Source organism: Kineococcus sp. NPDC059986, assembly GCF_040702905.1.
In the GTDB taxonomy this organism is placed as follows: domain Bacteria; phylum Actinomycetota; class Actinomycetes; order Actinomycetales; family Kineococcaceae; genus Kineococcus.
Map to the genome: position 1 here is coordinate 25,141 of NZ_JBFBND010000025.1, position 15,914 is coordinate 41,054.

The 15,914-nt window shown below is 72.4% G+C and carries 14 protein-coding genes; 8 read left to right on the forward strand and 6 right to left on the reverse strand.

Annotated elements, in window-relative coordinates; translation table 11 throughout:
- Positions 1 to 123 precede the first annotated feature (123 nt).
- From AB0637_RS17500 to AB0637_RS17530, 7 genes are all read left to right on the forward strand, one after another.
- Positions 124 to 1,356 (forward strand): ABC transporter substrate-binding protein, encoded by a 1,233-nt coding sequence (locus AB0637_RS17500; RefSeq protein ID WP_366173899.1) that lies wholly within the window; start codon positions 124 to 126, stop codon positions 1,354 to 1,356.
- A gap of 70 nt (positions 1,357 to 1,426) precedes the next feature.
- Positions 1,427 to 2,440 carry a sugar ABC transporter permease gene (locus AB0637_RS17505; RefSeq protein WP_366173837.1) on the forward strand — a complete coding sequence of 338 codons (1,014 nt, stop codon included), beginning with the start codon at positions 1,427 to 1,429 and terminating at the stop codon, positions 2,438 to 2,440.
- Between the two features lies 1 nt (position 2,441).
- Entirely contained in the window at positions 2,442 to 3,350 is a 909-nt protein-coding gene (locus AB0637_RS17510; protein WP_366173839.1) for a carbohydrate ABC transporter permease, read from the forward strand.
- Between the two features lie 43 nt (positions 3,351 to 3,393).
- Complete coding sequence (locus tag AB0637_RS17515) at positions 3,394 to 3,657, forward strand: hypothetical protein (RefSeq protein ID WP_366173841.1); 264 nt, start codon at positions 3,394 to 3,396, stop codon at positions 3,655 to 3,657.
- Positions 3,654 to 5,294 carry an alpha-amylase family glycosyl hydrolase gene (locus tag AB0637_RS17520; protein WP_366173843.1) on the forward strand — a complete coding sequence of 547 codons (1,641 nt, stop codon included), beginning with the start codon at positions 3,654 to 3,656 and terminating at the stop codon, positions 5,292 to 5,294. Before AB0637_RS17515 ends, AB0637_RS17520 begins: the two co-directional genes overlap by 4 nt.
- Positions 5,295 to 5,343: 49 nt before the next feature.
- Positions 5,344 to 5,892 carry a hypothetical protein gene (locus AB0637_RS17525; RefSeq protein ID WP_366173845.1) on the forward strand — a complete coding sequence of 183 codons (549 nt, stop codon included), beginning with the start codon at positions 5,344 to 5,346 and terminating at the stop codon, positions 5,890 to 5,892.
- Between the two features lie 66 nt (positions 5,893 to 5,958).
- On the forward strand, positions 5,959 to 6,933 hold the full coding sequence (locus AB0637_RS17530; protein WP_366173847.1) for an aminoglycoside phosphotransferase family protein: 975 nt from the start codon (positions 5,959 to 5,961) through the stop codon (positions 6,931 to 6,933).
- Here AB0637_RS17530 and AB0637_RS17535 read toward each other — a convergent pair.
- The 5 genes from AB0637_RS17535 to AB0637_RS17555 form a co-directional block, all read right to left on the reverse strand.
- Positions 6,881 to 8,320, reverse strand: coding sequence for an NAD(P)/FAD-dependent oxidoreductase (locus AB0637_RS17535; protein ID WP_366173849.1), 1,440 nt, complete (start codon positions 8,318 to 8,320; stop codon positions 6,881 to 6,883). The two genes, AB0637_RS17530 and AB0637_RS17535, sit on opposite strands and share 53 nt — an antisense overlap.
- A gap of 61 nt (positions 8,321 to 8,381) precedes the next feature.
- Positions 8,382 to 10,295 (reverse strand): glycogen debranching N-terminal domain-containing protein, encoded by a 1,914-nt coding sequence (locus AB0637_RS17540; RefSeq protein ID WP_366173851.1) that lies wholly within the window; start codon positions 10,293 to 10,295, stop codon positions 8,382 to 8,384.
- Between the two features lie 50 nt (positions 10,296 to 10,345).
- Complete coding sequence (locus tag AB0637_RS17545; RefSeq protein WP_366173853.1) at positions 10,346 to 11,236, reverse strand: carbohydrate ABC transporter permease; 891 nt, start codon at positions 11,234 to 11,236, stop codon at positions 10,346 to 10,348.
- Positions 11,233 to 12,348, reverse strand: a complete 1,116-nt coding sequence (locus AB0637_RS17550; protein ID WP_366173855.1) for a sugar ABC transporter permease — start codon at positions 12,346 to 12,348, stop codon at positions 11,233 to 11,235. The genes AB0637_RS17545 and AB0637_RS17550 overlap by 4 nt, the downstream gene beginning before the upstream one ends.
- A gap of 48 nt (positions 12,349 to 12,396) precedes the next feature.
- Complete coding sequence (locus AB0637_RS17555; protein ID WP_366173857.1) at positions 12,397 to 13,671, reverse strand: extracellular solute-binding protein; 1,275 nt, start codon at positions 13,669 to 13,671, stop codon at positions 12,397 to 12,399.
- Positions 13,672 to 13,974: 303 nt separating this feature from the next.
- On the opposite strand from AB0637_RS17555, the gene AB0637_RS17560 reads away from it, so the two are divergent.
- Positions 13,975 to 15,012 carry a substrate-binding domain-containing protein gene (locus tag AB0637_RS17560; RefSeq protein ID WP_366173859.1) on the forward strand — a complete coding sequence of 346 codons (1,038 nt, stop codon included), beginning with the start codon at positions 13,975 to 13,977 and terminating at the stop codon, positions 15,010 to 15,012.
- Positions 15,013 to 15,026: 14 nt separating this feature from the next.
- Here AB0637_RS17560 and AB0637_RS17565 read toward each other — a convergent pair whose 3' ends face one another.
- Positions 15,027 to 15,902 (reverse strand): oxidoreductase, encoded by an 876-nt coding sequence (locus tag AB0637_RS17565; protein WP_366173860.1) that lies wholly within the window; start codon positions 15,900 to 15,902, stop codon positions 15,027 to 15,029.
- Positions 15,903 to 15,914: the final 12 nt, after the last annotated feature.

Genomic DNA, 15,914 nt, shown 5'->3' on the forward strand with positions numbered 1-15,914 from the left:
CACCGTCCGACCCCGCCTGCTCTCGACGAAGAGGAGAACACCGTGTTCGGCAAGCCCGGAACGTCCTTCGCCACCCGCAAGATCTCGTTCACCCTCGCGCTGGCCGCGACCGGCGTCCTGGCGCTGGGCGCCTGCGGCGGCGGCGGGGACAGCGGGGGCTCCGCCGACGCCGCCAAGGGCGGCAACACCACCGGTCCCATCACGTACGTGCAGGGCAAGGACAACAGCGGGATCGTCCAGCCCGCCATCGACAAGTGGAACGCGGCGCACCCCGACCAGAAGGTCACGCTCAAGGAGCAGACCGACCAGGCCGACCAGCAGCACGACGACCTGGTCCAGAACTTCCAGGCCAAGAACGCCGACTACGACGTCGTCAGCGTCGACAACATCTGGACCTCGGAGTTCGCGGCCAAGGGCTGGCTGCAGCCGCTCACGGGCGACTACTCGCTCGACACCTCCACCCTGCTGCCGGCGACGGTCACCGCCGAGACCTACAACAAGACGCTGTACGCGGCGCCGACCACCTCCGACGGTGGCCTGCTCTACTACCGCAAGGACCTCGTGCCCACCCCGCCGAAGACGTGGGACGAGATGATGTCGATGTGCTCGATCGCCAAGCAGAACGGCATCGACTGCTACGCCGGCCAGTACGCGCAGTACGAGGGCCTCACGGTGAACGTGGCCGAGGCCATCAACACGTTCGGCGGGTCGATCCTGTCCGAGGACGGCAAGACCGCGACCCTCGACACCCCGGAGGCCAAGGCCGGGCTGGACGCCCTCGTCAAGGGTTTCCAGGACGGTGACATCCCCAAGCAGGCCACCACCTACCAGGAGGAGCAGGGCCGGCAGTCCTTCGAGGACGGCAAGCTCCTCTTCCTGCGGAACTGGCCCTACGTCTACAGCCTGGCCAAGACCGACGGTTCCTCGACGGTGAAGGAGACGTTCGGCGTCGCCCCGCTGCCGGGCGCCACCGACGGCAAGACCGGCGCCTCGAGCCTGGGCGGCCACGCCGCCGGCATCAGCGTCTACTCCGACCACAAGAAGACCGCGTTCGAGTTCATCAAGTTCCTGCAGTCCGAGGAGATCCAGAAGGACTGGCTGACCAAGGGTTCGGCCGCCCCGGTCATCGCCTCGCTCTACGACGACCCCACGCTGGTGCAGCAGTTCCCGTACCTGCCCGAGCTGAAGACGTCGATCGAGAACGCCGTCCCGCGCCCCGTGACGCCGTTCTACCCGGCCGTCACCAAGGCCATCCAGGACAACGCGTTCTCCGCCCTCTCGGGCAGCAAGTCCACGGACGCCGCACTGTCCGACATGCAGAAGTCCGTGCAGAACGCCATCTCCGGCGGTCAGTGACCGGAAACCTGGACCCGGGGGTGGGACGGCGACGTCCCGCCCCCCGGGCACCGAGTCCTGAGGAGGACCCATGAGCACCACGTCTGGTGTGGCCACCGGTGAGTTCGCGCAGGGGAAGCCACCGCTCGACCCCGGCAAGCGCAAGAGCCTGCACGACGGTTCGGGCCGCAAGGCCGCCGTCCTGATCGCCCCGACGATCGTGCTCCTGGCGATCGTCATCCTCTACCCGGTCATCTCGGCCGTCTCGCAGTCCTTCACGAAGGACGCGGGGCTGGACCCCGCCACCGGCATGTTCGTCCAGGGCGGCTTCGCCGGCGTCACGAACTACAAGCTCTGGCTGCTGCAGGACTGCGGCAGCGGCGCGTTCTCGTGCCCGCCGGGGACCCTGGGGTCGCAGTTCTGGACCGCGACCGGCGTGACGTTCCTGTTCACCGTCGTGGCCGTCAGCCTGGAGACGCTGCTGGGGTTCACCTTCGCCCTCGTCATGCACCGCAAGTTCAAGGGCCGGGCCATCCTGCGCGCCAGCGTCCTCGTGCCGTGGGCGATCCCCACCGCGGTGACCGCCAAGCTCTGGTACTTCATCTTCGCCTACGACGGGATCGCCAACAAGATCCTCGGCACCGAGATCCTCTGGACCGGTGACGGTTGGCCCCCCAAGGCCGCCATCATCATCGCGGACACGTGGAAGACCGCGCCCTTCATGGCCCTGCTGATCCTGGCGGGTCTGCAGGTCATCGACGAGAGCGTCTACGAGGCCGCCAAGATGGACGGGGCGACGGCCTGGCAGCGCTTCAAGCACATCACCCTCCCGCTGGTCCGGCCGGCCCTCATGGTCGCCGTGCTGTTCCGCACCCTGGACACCCTGCGCATGTACGACCTGCCGAAGATCCTCACCGGCGGGGCCGGCGACACGTCGACCCTGTCGATGCTGGTCGTCGACCAGGTCAGGACGGGGTTCAACGCCGCCTCGGCGTTGTCGACACTGACGTTCCTCATCGTGTTCGCCGTCGCGTTCATCTTCATCAAGTTCCTGGGCGCGAACGTCACCGAGCAGCGGGCACCGAAGACGAAGAAGGCGGCCTGAGATGGCGACCACATCGCGCAGCACCTCCTCCCACCGCGGCCACACCGTCACGGCCTCCGGCGTCGAGGTCGTCCAGCACCGCAACGTGCCGGCCGCCGTCCTCACGTACGTCGGGGTCGTCCTCATCTGCCTGTGGGGTCTGCTGCCCTTCTACTGGATGATCGTCACGAGCTTCCGCGACGTCGGGTTCACGTTCGACACGACGCCGTGGCCGACCCACGTGACGCTCGAGAACTACACGACCGCGTTCTCCACCGACCGCGGCAACCACTTCGGCCGCGCGCTGCTCAACAGCGTCTTCATCGGCGCGGTCACCACGGTGGTCGGCCTCGTGGTCGGCGTGTTCACGGCCTACGCGCTGGCCCGGCTGGAGTTCAGGGGAAAGTTCTACGTCCTGGGCCTCATCCTCGGGGCCTCGATGTTCCCCGGCGTCGCCCTCGTGACCCCGCTGTTCCAGCTGTTCACGAACATCGGCTGGATCAACACCTACCAGGCCCTCATCATCCCGAACATCTCGTTCATCCTGCCGCTGACGGTCTACACGCTCACGGCGTTCTTCACCGAGATGCCCTGGGAGCTGGAGGAGTCGGCGCGCATGGACGGCTGCACCCCGGGCCAGGCGTTCGTCAAGGTCATCCTGCCCCTGGCCGCGCCCGGCATCTTCACCACCGCGATCCTGGCCTTCACGGCCGCCTGGAACGAGTTCCTGCTGGCCAGCCAGCTCGGTGGGGACAAGGTCCAGCCGGTCACGGTGGCCATCGCCAGCTTCGCCGGCGCGCAGCCGCACCAGGAGCCGTACACGGCCGTCATGGCCGCCGGCACCATCGTCACCGTCCCGCTCATCATCATGGTGCTGGTCTTCCAGCGCCGGATCGTCTCCGGCCTCACGGCCGGCGGCGTGAAGAGCTGACCCACCCGCTCCACCTCCACCCCGGCACGACGAGGAGATCGCCATGGCCACCAGGCCCCGCTCCAGCAGCCCCCGCCCGAGCGCCACGACGAACGTCGTGCGCGCCCGCCGGAACGCACAGCACCTGGAGACGTTCGGCGGTCTCCTCGTCGCGATGACGGTCCTCGTGTTCGGGTTCACCGTCTACGCCGAGGTCACCGGTGCGCCCGCGTTGAAGCTCGTCGGGGTGCTCGTCCTGCTGCTCGTCGCGGACGTCGTCGTGGTCAAGGCCGCCCGGTCGCAGCGCGCCCGGGCCGAGCAGCGGTGACCGGCCCGTCCGTCCCTGCCGCCGACTGGTGGCGCCAGGCCGTCGTCTACCAGGTCTACCCGCGCTCGTTCGCCGACGCGAACGGCGACGGCACGGGCGACCTGGTGGGCATCACGCACCGCATCCCCCACCTCGTCGACCTCGGCGTCGACGCGGTGTGGCTCAGTCCGTTCTACCCCTCGGCCCTGGCCGACGGCGGGTACGACGTCGACGACCACCGCGACGTCGACCCGAAGATCGGGACCCTCGCGGAGTTCGACGCCATGGTCGCGGCGCTGCACGCCGCCGGTATCAAGCTCATCGTCGACATCGTGCCGAACCACTCCTCCGACCGGCACCCGTGGTTCCGGGCGGCCCTCGCCGCGGGACCCGGTTCCCCCGAACGGGACCGCTACGTCTTCCGGCACAGCGACGACGGTCCGCCCACTGACTGGACCGCCAGCTTCGGCGGACCGACGTGGGAACCGGTCGGCGACGGCTGGTGGTACCTGCACATGTTCGCCCCCGAGCAACCCGACTGGAACTGGGACCACCCCGACGTCCGCGAGGACCACGAGCGCACGCTGCGGTTCTGGGCCGACCGGGGCGTCGACGGGTTCCGCATCGACGTCGCGCACTACCTGACGAAGGACCTCAGCGGCCCCCTGCCGACGCAGGCCGAGATCGAGGCGGGCACCGTGCCGGAGGGGACGCACCCCTTCAACGACCGCGACGACGTCCACGAGGTCTACCGGGCCTGGCGGAAGGTCTTCGACGAGTACGACCCGCCGAGGATGGCCGTCGCCGAGGCCGTCGTCCCCACCCACCGGCGACCGCGGTACGCCTCGGCGGACGGGCTCGGCCAGGCCTTCACCTTCGACCTCCTCGAGGCCGACTTCGACGCCGCGCAGTTCCGCGCCGTCGTCGAGCAGAACCTCGCGCTGGCGCGGGCGGCCGGGTCGACGTCGACGTGGGTGCTGTCCAACCACGACCAGGTCCGGCACACGTCCCGGTACGCGCTGCCCACGGGGACGTCGCTGCCGGCGTGGTTGCTGTCCGACGGCACCACTCCGCGGGCCGACGAGGCGCGGGGCCTGCGCCGGGCGCGGGCGGCGACGGCGTTCCTCCTTGCGCTGCCCGGTTCGGCCTACCTCTACCAGGGCGAGGAACTCGGGCTGCCGGAGGTCGCCGACCTGCCCGGTGTCGTCCTGCAGGACCCGACGTGGATCCGGTCACTCGGGACGACCAAGGGCCGGGACGGCTGCCGGGTCCCGCTGCCGTGGAACACGGACGGGCCGTCGTTCGGGTTCGGCCCGGAGGACGGACGACCCGCCCACCTCCCGCAACCACCGTGGTTCGGGCGGTTCTCGGTGCAGGCGCAGGCCGGGGACCCCCGGTCCACGCTGGCGTTCTACCGGACCGCGCTCGCGCGGCGGCGCGAACTCGTCGGCGGGGAGGACCTCGACCCCCTCGACAGCCCCGACGGTGTCGTGGCGTTCGCCCGGCCCGGCGGCTGGGTCTGCGCGACGAACTTCACCACCCGCGCCGTCCCGCTGCCGGCGGGGGAGGTCGTGCTCTGCAGTTCCGGCGACCCGTCGGGCACCGGGGTCACCGAACTGGCCGGGGGGACGACGGTCTGGCTGCGGCGCGCGGACTGACTGCCCCGAAACCCCACGGCCGCCGCCGTCGCGTGCCAGACTCGCGGGCGTGCAGAAGACGCCGGGACGCAGGGTGTGGCGCGGGGTGGCCGGCGGAGTCCTCGTCGCGGCCGCGCTGGTCGTGGTGTCCACCTCCCACGACCAGCACGGTCCCGTCCGCGCGGCGGCGCACCCGTCGGCCGCGCCGGCCGACCACGCCGCGGAACTCGCCCGCGACCAGGCGGTCCTGACGACGGCCCTCCCCACCGCCCCCTCGACGCAGGCGGTGTGGGGCGCGTCGGGTTTCCCGACCGGTGCGGACACCCCGGACGGCTGGCAGGTCCAGGGCCACACGTCCCGCATCTCCGGGCAGGCGGCGGCCGTCGGGAACCGTCAGCTCGTCCTGGTCTGCGCGGGGCGGGGCACGGTGGAGGTGGACGTGGCCGTCGACGCGGCCGACGGCAGCGAGGTGAGCCGTCAGGCCGTCCCCGCGACCTGCGCGGCCGACGGTGGGACCGCCGCGGAGTCGTTCACCGTCCCGGACGGGGGAGCCGCGTACACCGTGCAGATCCGGCCGGCGGCGGACGCCGTCGGGATGCTCGGCTACCGCGTCACCTGACGCCCTCCCGGGCCGCGGCCCGGGAACTCGCTTGCCCGTCCACGCACGGCGCGACAGGCTGCGCCGGTGGACGTCGCGACCGCCCGCGCGCTGGTCCCCGCCGGGCTGCAGCGCAGTCCCGTCCTGGCCGACGACGCCGGACGGCGGTGGGTGCGGGACCTGCCCGACCGTGTCGTCGCCCGGTGCGAGCGCTGGTCCCTGGAACTCGACGGGAGCACTCCCCCCGCCCACGGCGCCTTCGCCCTCGTCCTGCCCGTGCGGCGCGACGGGGAGCCCCTCGTCCTCAAGCTCTCGCACCGGCTGGACGACGCACGCGGCGAGGTGACCGCCCTGCGCACGTGGGACGGCCGGGGCGCCGTCCGCCTCCTGGCCGCCGCCGACGACGAGGACGAGGGGGACGAGGACGGGGAGGACGCCCTGCTGCTGGAACGGCTCGACGCGTCCCGGCCGTTGTCGCGGTGCGCCCCCGCGGACCTGGGCGGGGTCGCGGGGCGGCTCGTGCGGGAACTCGCCGTCCCCGCCCCGCCCGGCACGCCGACCACCCGTGCGGAGGCCGGGGCCATCGCCCGCACCGTCGCGGACCGGCAGCGACGGCAGGGCACCCCCGTGCCGCCGGAGTGGGTGCAGGAGGCGGTCCGGTGCGCGGACCGCTTGCAGGCCGACGGGTCCGACCTCCTCGTCCACACCGACCTCACCCCGGACAACGTGCTGTGGCGACCCGCCGCGGCCGGCACGCCCGGCCGGTGGGTGGCCATCGACCCCAAACCCCGGGCGGGGTCGCCGGAGCGCGCGCTGCCCGAACTGCTGTGGACCCTCGCCGACCACCCGGCGACCCGTGACGTCACCGGATTCCTGAGGAGTGTCTGCGCGGCCGGGCAGCTCGACGAGGCGCTGGCGCGGGACTGGGTGGTCGCGCGGACGGTCGACTACTGGCTGTGGGCCGAGGCCGTCGGACTCACGATCGACCCGGTCCGCTGCCGCCGGGTGCTCACCGCCCTGCTGCGGCCGTCCGCAGCAACCGACGCGCGGCCTCCCCGATGACGGCGCTGTAGGTGGGGTAGGCGAACTCGACGCGCGCGAGGGTGGCGACGTCCACGCCCGCGGCCATCGCCGTCGTCACCGCCTGGACGATCTCGACGGCCTCCTCCCCCACGGCGTGCGCGCCGAGCACGACGTCGCGCCGCCGGTCGGTGACGAGCTTGAGGAACCCCCGGGTGCGGTCGTCGATGACGGCGCGCTCCACCTGCGTGAACGGCACCGTCACCACGAGGCAGTGCGGGTCCCGCGCCCTGGCCTCCTCCTCGGTGAGGCCGACGCCCGCGTAGTCCGGGTCCGTGAAACCCCCCGAGGGCAGGAGCAGGTGCGGGGTCCGTCGGCTGGTGCCGAGGACCGCGTTGGTGGCCGCGGCCTCCGCCTCGGCGTGCGCGGCCTGCACGAGCATCGACTGCCCGTTCGCGTCGCCGGCGGCGAACACGTGGGGCGCCGAGGTGCGCAGGTGGTCGTCGACGGTGATGGCGGAGCGGCCCACCTCGATCCCGGCGGCCTCCAGGCCGAGCCCGTCCAGCGCGGCCGGCCAGCCGACCGCGAGGACGACGGCGTCGAACGCCTCCTCGCGGCGGGTCCCGTCCTGCGACCAGGCGAGGTCGATCGCCCCGTCACCGCGGCGGGACAGGGAGTGCACGGTGTCGATGCCCGTCGCGACTCGCACGCCCTGCTCCTCGAAGGCCTGCCGGACGGCCGCGGAGACGTCGGGGTCGGCCGTCGGCAGGACCCGGGGTGCGAGGTCGAGGAGCTGGACCTCGCTGCCGAGCGCGCGGAACACCGTGACGAGCTGGGCGCCCGTGTTCCCCGCCCCCACGACCGCGAGGCGGCGGGGAAGGGACGGCAGGTCCAGCACGGTCTCGGGGTACGTCGCGAACTCCGCCCCCGGCAGCGGCAACCGCCGCGAACGACCGCCCACGCAGAGCACGACGCTGCCGCCGCGCACCCGCCGGCCGGTGGCGGCGAGTTCCAGGGTGTGGGGGTCGACGAACCGGGCGTTCCCCTCCAGGACGAGGTCGACACCGAGGTCGGCGAGCCGCTGCACGTCGCCCTTGGCGGCCTGCACCCGCTCGACGGTGGCCCGCACGCGCGCCACCGTCGCGGGCCAGTCGACGCTCTCCTGCGGGACGGCGATGCCGTACTCCGCCGCGGTCCGCACCTCCCGCACGAGCCGGGCCGTCTTGGCCAGCACGCGCGTCGGCACGCACCCCGTGTTGACGCAGGTGCCGCCGGTGCGCGACCCCTCCAGGAGGGCCGTGCGGGCGCCGAGTTCGGCGGCGCGGACCGCCGCCGAGATCCCTGCGGGGCCGCCGCCGACGACGACCACGTCGTAGGTCGCGACGGCGTCCGGGGAGGTCGGGACGTCATGGGCAGTCGCAGTGCTCACGCGTCCAAGCTCCTCCAGCGCCTCCCGGCCCGCCACCGCTCGCGCTGTGAGAGTGGCCACCTCACCGGGCAGCGGTCAGGGCGCTCCAGACGGGGACGACGGCCGCGGCGGACCACGCCTGCGGCCGGCAGGCGGCCGGGTAGGGCACCGGGGACGGGTTCTCCGAGGCCGGGTCGCCGGAGTGCAGTTCGGGAACCCGGAACCCGAAGGCGGTGGCCGCGCGCAGCAACCCCTCGGCCAGCTGCGCGGCGTGCTCCGGCAGACCGGCCTTGAGCAGACCCGCGACGGCGATGGCGGTGTCGTGGGTCCAGACGCTGCCGCGGTGGTAGCTCAGCGGCCAGTACCCGCTGTCGGCCGTCGACATCGTCCGCAGGCCGTAGCCGCTGTCGAGTTCCGGTCCGACGAGACGGGCCGCGACGAGCGCCTCCTCCTCGGGGTCGAGGAGTCCCGTCCCGAGCAGGTGACCGGTGTTGCTCGTGAGGGAGTCCACGGGACGCTTCGCCGCGTCCAGCGCGATCGCGGGGTACGCCCCCTGCTCGTCGTGGACCCAGAACGAGGCCCGGAAGCGTTCGCGCAACCGCGCGGCCCACCGGCGCCACCCGTCCGCCCCGTCGAGTCCGAAGTGCTGCAACAGGTCGGCGCCGTGGACGGCGGCCTCGTAGGCGTAGGCCTGCACCTCGCACAGGGCGATGGGCCCCTCGGCGAACGTGCCGTCGCGCCACTGCACGCTGTCCCCGGAGTCCTTCCACCCCTGGTTGGCCAGGCCGTGGCCGGTCTCGTCGACGTACTCGAGGAAACCGTCGCCGTCGCTGTCACCGTGGTCGCGCATCCAGTCCAGGGCGCGCTGCAGGTGCGGCAGGAGGTCGTGCACCTCGTCCTCGGGCATCCCGGCGCGCCACGCGTCGTGCAGGAGGCAGATCCACAGGGGGGTGGCGTCGATCGTCCCGTAGTACAGCGGCGCCAGGCTCACGCCCTCACCGGGGATGTGCAGGGTCTCCCGGCGCAGTTCGTGCATGACCTTGCCGGGTTGTTCCGCGGTGTCGGGGACCGAGCGGGACCCCTGCAACCCGGCCAGCACGCGCAGGGTCCCGGCCGCGACGGTGTGGTCGAGGGGGAGCAGGAACCGGGCGGCCCAGAGGGAGTCGCGGCCGAAGAGGGTGAAGAACCACGGGGCACCCGCCGCGAGGAACACGTCCTCGGGGCGCCCACCGGTGCTCATCCGCAGGGCGCCCAGGTCGTCGAGGGCCCGCGCGAGCCAGCGGTCGAGCCGGTCGTCTCCGGACGGCGTCGGCGGGGTGCGCCACGGGACCTCGGCGTCGACCCCCCGGACCACGGCGCCCTCGACCTGCGTGCTGAGGGTCCACGACAGCGTCCGGGAACTGCCGGGGTCGAGGGTCACGGGCCAGCGCAGGACGACGTGCGCACCGTCGGCCGTGGCGCGGGCCCCGGGGGCGTCGAGGCGGGTGGTGGCCCCGCCGCCGCTCCACCGGACGGTGGTCCCCTCGACGCGGACCCCGTCGGCGCTCCGGGGCGGCAGCCCCGCCTTCACCCGTTCCATCGCGGACGCGTCGGCGCCGAGGCGGACCTCGACGACCGTGTCCACCGGGAGGTCCCGGCGCGACGTGAGGACGAGGTCGTCGTGGACGCCGGTGCTGCTCACGCGGCGCCGCAGACCGAGCCGGACGTCCGGGTCGGCGCCGCGACCGTCGAGACCCCGCAGGAGCGCCTCGGTGCGCAGTTCGCGGGCGTCGAGCAGGCCCGAGGAGATCGTCTCGACGGCGGTGCCGGCGACGTGCACGGACAGGGTCCGCACGACGCGGACGTCCCCCACCCAGACCCCGTGGATCGCCGCGGACCCCATGGTGCCGTCGGCGGAGCTCCAGGCCTGGACGGGCGCCTGCAGGACCACGGTCTCGTCGGCCAGCAGCGGCTGCCGGGCCTGCTCGAGGTCGGGGGTGGCGGTGGGCTCGGGCACGGGGTTCTCCTGCGGGGCGGGACGGGGTGGACGGGCCGGTGCGTGGGGGCTCACTCCTTCACCGCACCGTCGCTGGAGTTCATGATGCGGCGCTGGAACACGAAGAACAGCACGGCGACGGGGATGGTCATGAGGGCGGCGGCGGCCAGCTTGAGCGGGAACTGGGTTCCCTGCGACAACTGACCGCTGGCCAGCCCGGCCACGCCCTTGGTCAGGACGGTGAGGTCCGGGCTCTGGGTGGAGACGATGAAGTGGGACAACTCGTTCCACGACCCCTGGAACGACAGGATGGTCACGGTGACGAGCGCCGGCTGCGCCATCGGCAGGACGATCGACCAGAAGATCCGGAAGGTTCCGGCGCCGTCGATGCGGGCCTGTTCCTCGACGCTCGCGGGGATGGACTCGAAGAAGTTCTTCATGATGAAGACACCGGCCGCGTCGACCAGCAGGGGCAGGACCATCCCCGCGTAGGAGTCGTAGATGCCGAGCTGGTTGATGACGAGGAACTTGGGGATCAGCAGGACCACGGCGGGGACCGACATGACGCCCACGACGGCGGCGTAGACGAGGCCGCGACCGGGGAAGCGCAGGCGGGCCAGGGCGTACCCGGCGAGGGAGGCGAAGAACACGCGGCCGACGGTGACGACCAGCGTCACGACGGCCGAGTTCGCGAACCACAGCGGGAAGTCGGAGTTCTCGAAGAGCCGCTGCAGGGCGGCCGTGCTGAACGGGTGCGGGACGAGGGAGACGGCGTTGGTCGCTGCGTCGGCGTCGGTCTTGAACGACGTCGCGACCTGGATGAGGAACGGAGCGACGTAGACGACGGCCAGGACCACCAGCACCACGTAGGTGACCCCGCTGGTGGACCGCGGTCCGCGTCGCCGGCCCGGACGCGGGGGCGTGCGCAGCGGAGCCTTCGTGGTCGTGCCGTGAGCGGTCATCGCGTTCCCCTCTCGGAGGCCCGGCGGACGGGGCGGGGTCGGCGTTCGGAGCGTTCGCGCAGCAGCCAGCGCTGGAAGAGGGTGAGCACGACGATGATGACGAAGAGGATGAACGCGATGGCCGCGCCCTGTCCCCACTCCTGGTTCACGAACGAGGTCTGGTACGACAGGTACGCCGGCGTGAGCGTCGTCTTCCCGGGCGCGCCCTGGGTCCCGGTGTAGATCTGGTCGAAGACCTGCCAGGTGCCGATGAGCCCCAGGGTCAGGACGGTGAAGAGGGTGGGCCGCAGCTGCGGCAGGGTGATGCGCCAGAAGCGCTGCCACCCGTTGGCGCCGTCCATGACCGCCGCCTCGGTGACCTCCCCGGACAGGTTCTGCAGGGCGGCGACGAACAGCAGCATGAACGTCCCGCTGGTGGTGAAGACGGCCATGACGATGAACGCGGACATCGCGACCGACGGCCCGCCGAGCCAGTCCCACCAGGTGACCCCCAGCAGGCGGTGGTCGGTCAGGGCGGCCGGCCCGTCCTGCACCCCGAGCGCCTTCAGGAGGGCGTGCAGGACCCCCGTGGGGTCGTTGAACCAGTTCGGACCGTTGATCCCCACCCACCCCAAGACCTGGTTGACCGCACCGCTGGCGGAGAACAGGAAGAGCCACAGGACGGTGATGGCCACCGAACTGGTCACCGAGGGGAAGTAGAAGGCGGTGCGGAAGAAGCCCCGTCCGCGCAGGGCGGCCTGGTTGACGAGGACCGCGAGCACCAGGGAGAGCGCCGTCTGCACCGGGACGACGACCACCACGTACCAGGCGTTGTTCTTCAGCGCCGTGCCGAAGTCCTGGGTGGCCAGCCCGCCGCCCGTCAGCAGTTCGCTGTAGTTCCGAGCGCCGACGAAGTGCACGCCGGCGGAGAAGGGGCTGCCCCGACCCGTCCAGTCCGACACGCTGACCCACAGCGCCATGAGGACGGGGACGCCCAGGAAGAGTCCGAGCAGGACGACGACCGGGGCGGTGAACAACCACCCCGAGACGGCCTCGCCGCTGCGCGCGGCCGAGCGGCGGGGTCTCGTCGTGACGGGTCCGGCCGGGCCGGTCGTGGTGCTGGTCGTCGACATGGCGGTGTCGTCCTCGCGTCCGGAGCGGTCAGGTGGGGACGGTCGCTCTCACTTGCCGGTGAGCGCTTGGAGGTTCGTCTGCGTCTGCGACAGGATCTGCTGCGGGTCGCCCGTGGCGAGCGACTCCAGCTTGCTGTTGAGGTCGGTGACCACGTCAGCGGACCCCTTGGCCGTGGGGACGCCCTGGGCGTAGTCGACGGCGTCGAGGAACGGGACCAGCTGCGGGTTCTCCGTCTTCCACTGTTCGGCGGCCGACCCGATCGAGGGCATGGGACCGAACGCCTTCGAGAACGCCAGCTGGCTGTCGGCCGAGGTGAGCTGCTCGACCAGCTTCAGGGCGGCGGCCTGGTTCGGGCTGTCGGCCGCGATGCCCCAGCAGTTGCTGAACTGCAGCGACCCCTTGCCGGCCGGTCCCGCGGGCAGTTCGACCACCTGGTACTTCACGCCCGGGTAGTCCTTGCTGAGGGCCCCGGTGATCCAGTTCCCCTCGATCGTCATGGCCGCCAGGCCCTTGCCGAACGCCTCCCCGCCCCACCCGGCGCCGAGGTCCTTGGCGTACTTCAGCTCGCCGCCGTCGAGCAGGCCCTTGACGTACTGCAGAGCCTGGACGTTGGCCTGGGAGTCGGCCGTCGCCTCGGTGCTGTCGGCGTTCATGAGGTTGCCGCCGGCCTGCACCATGAAGGCGCCGAGCCGGGCGTACTCCCCCGACACGCTGAGCCCGACGTGACCGTCGCGCGTCAGCTTCTGCGAGACGGTCTTCAGCTGGTCCCAGGTGGTCGGCACGTCCGCGTCGGTGAGCCCGGCCGCCTTCCACATGTCCGTGTTGATGACGAGCTGCAGCGTGGAGAAGTCCTTGGGGGCGCAGTAGAACTTGCCGTCGTAGGTGAACGACTTCACCAGCGCGGGGTAGAAGTCGTCCTTGTTCGGCAGCCGGTCGCCGTAGGCCAGCAGGGAACCGTTGGAGGCGTAGCCGGCCAGGGCGTCGCTCGAGAGGTAGAAGACGTCGGCCGGCTTGCCGGAGGCGAAGCCCTGGGACAGCTGCTGGTTGAGCTGGGTGGCGGGGACCACCGTCGTCCCCACCCCGGAGGACTTCGACCAGGACTCGACCGCGCTGGTCACGGACGCGGTCTCGGCGTCGCCGGAGGGGGCGAACAGGACCGTGAGGCCGTCCTTGCTGCTGGTGAGCTCGCCGTCGGTGCCCGCACCGGTTCCGCCGGCGCCGCCGGAGTCGGAGAAGCCCGACCCGCCGCAGGCCCCCACGGTCAGGGTCACCACGGACACCAGGGCGGCGATGGTCACCGTGCGCTGGATGCGTCGCTGCATGGTCGCGATCTCCTCGTCGAGTCGGTCGGCGCTCTTTGATCGATCAAAGGCGGCGTGGCTGCACGGTAGGTCAGCCCTCGCCCGACCGTCAAGACGGGACTTGACCCGCAGCGGCACAGCCGCACACGGGCCACGACGCCCGGGATTCCGTCGTGGAGGGCACGGTGCGCTCGTTCCAACGCGGGGTGGACCGGTCCCACACCGACGCACGGTCCGAGCCGGCCGGGCGGGCATGATGTCCCCTTCAGGACCGCGCGGGCCCGCACCCGGCGGGTACCGGGGGACGACGTCCGAGGGGGCACCGTGGCGGACAGGGTCGGCACGCGACTGCCGACGGTCGTCGACGTGGCGGCCGTGGCCAAGGTGTCCCGGCAGACGGTGTCGAACGTCCTCAACAGCCCCGAGATCGTGGCGCCGGAGACGCGGCAGCGCGTCGAGCACGCGATCGCGATGCTCGGGTACCGCCCGCACGCCTCGGCCCGCCGGTTGCGCACCCGCAAGAGCTCCACGCTCGGCGTCCGGTTGGACCCAGTGCAGAACGGCATCTCCGGGGCGGTCCTGGACCGGTTCCTCCACGCGCTGACGGAACAGGCCGACGCGTTCGGCCTGCGGATCACGCTGTTCACCGCCGCGGACCAGCGCGACGAGGTCCGCCAGTTCCAGCGGCTCATGGACGGGGCCGACGTCGACGCGTTCGTCCTCACCTCGACCACGCTCAACGACCCCCGCATCGACTGGCTGGCCGACAAGGGCGCCGACTTCGTGACCTTCGGCCGCCCGTGGGGTCGCGACCTGGACGACCCGGCGTGCCGGTGGGTGGACGTCGACGGGCGCGCCGGGGCCGCGGAGGCCACGCGCGGACTGCTGGAGCGCGGGGCACGGGCCGTCGCCTTCCTCGGCTGGCCGCTCGTGTCCGGCACGGGGAACGAACGACGCGCCGGGTGGCGCGAGGCCATGACCGGGGCCGGGGTCCTCGCCCCCCGTGACCTCGCCGCGCTCGACCTGGTGACGGAGGACTCCGTGCCCCTGGCCACGGAGGTCGTCCAGCGACTGCTGCGCGACGGCGTCGAGGTCGACGGGATCGTCTGCGCCAGCGACTCCCTCGCGCTCGGGGCCCTCATGGCCACCGACTCGCGGATCCCGGTCGTGGGTTTCGACGACACCCCCGTCGCCGACGCCATCGGCCTGTCCAGCGTCCGGCAACCGGTCGAGACCATCGCCGGCGCCGTCCTGCGGCTGCTGCGGACCCCGACCGTCGACGGGGCGCCCGCGAGCGCCCACGAGCTCGTGCAACCCACCGTGGTCTGGCGCGACGGCCGGACCCGGCTGTCGCCGGTCTGACCGTCGCGCCGGCGTCAGGCCGACGCGGCGGCCCCCACCGCGTCGAGGGCCGCGACCGCCTCCGCGGGCAACGCTTCGGCCGCGCCGGCCACGTTCTCGCGCAGGTGTGCGAGGGAGGAGGTGCCCGGGATGAGCAGGACGTTCGGGGAGCGCTGCAGCAGCCAGGCCAGGGCGACCGACAACGCCGAACGCCCCAGTCCCGAGGCCACGTCGGACAACGTCCGCGACTGCAGCGGGGAGAACCCGCCCAACGGGAAGTAGGGGACGTAGGCGATCCCGCGCTCCCGGGTCGCCCGCAGCACCTCCTCGTCCTCGCGGTGCGCGAGGTTGTACAGGTTCTGGACGCAGACGACGGGCGCGATGGCCTCGGCCTCCTCCAGCTGGCCGAGGTCGACCGTGCTGAGACCGAGGTGGCGCACGAGTCCCTGCTCGCGCAGCTCGGCGAGCGCACCGAACTGCTCGGCGATCGACCCGGGCACCGCCGTGTGGCCGTCGGATCCGCCGCCGACCCGCAGGTTGACCACCTCGAGCGAGTCGACGCCCAGCGTGCGCAGGTTGTCGTGGACCTGCGCGACCAGCTGGTCGGGCGAGGCCGCGGGGATCCACGCGCCCGAGGCGTCGCGCACGGCTCCCACCTTGGTGACGACGTGGACGCCGTCGGCGGGTGCGAACGCCTCGCGGACCAGCTCGTTGACGACGTGCGGGCCGTAGAAGTCGGCCGTGTCCACGTGGTTCACGCCGAGGTCCGGCAGGGCGCGCAGCACGGCCAGGGCCTCGTCCCGGTCCCGCGGCGGTCCGAAGACGCCCGGGCCGGCGAGCTGCATGGCGCCGAACCCGGTGCGGGTGAGGTCCAGGTCTCCGACGCGGAAGGTGTCGTGGGTGGTGGTCATGCCGCCAGGGTG

Bases quoted from the DNA above. Each gene is read 5' to 3' on its own strand.
- AB0637_RS17545 (WP_366173853.1), bottom strand. From the start codon at position 11,236: ATGACCGCTCACGGCACGACCACGAAGGCTCCGCTGCGCACGCCCCCG.
- AB0637_RS17550 (WP_366173855.1), bottom strand. From the start codon at position 12,348: ATGTCGACGACCAGCACCACGACCGGCCCGGCCGGACCCGTCACGACG.
- AB0637_RS17505 (WP_366173837.1), top strand. From the start codon at position 1,427: ATGAGCACCACGTCTGGTGTGGCCACCGGTGAGTTCGCGCAGGGGAAG.
- AB0637_RS17510 (WP_366173839.1), top strand. From the start codon at position 2,442: ATGGCGACCACATCGCGCAGCACCTCCTCCCACCGCGGCCACACCGTC.
- AB0637_RS17515 (WP_366173841.1), top strand. From the start codon at position 3,394: ATGGCCACCAGGCCCCGCTCCAGCAGCCCCCGCCCGAGCGCCACGACG.
- AB0637_RS17555 (WP_366173857.1), bottom strand. From the start codon at position 13,671: ATGCAGCGACGCATCCAGCGCACGGTGACCATCGCCGCCCTGGTGTCC.
- AB0637_RS17565 (WP_366173860.1), bottom strand. From the start codon at position 15,902: ATGACCACCACCCACGACACCTTCCGCGTCGGAGACCTGGACCTCACC.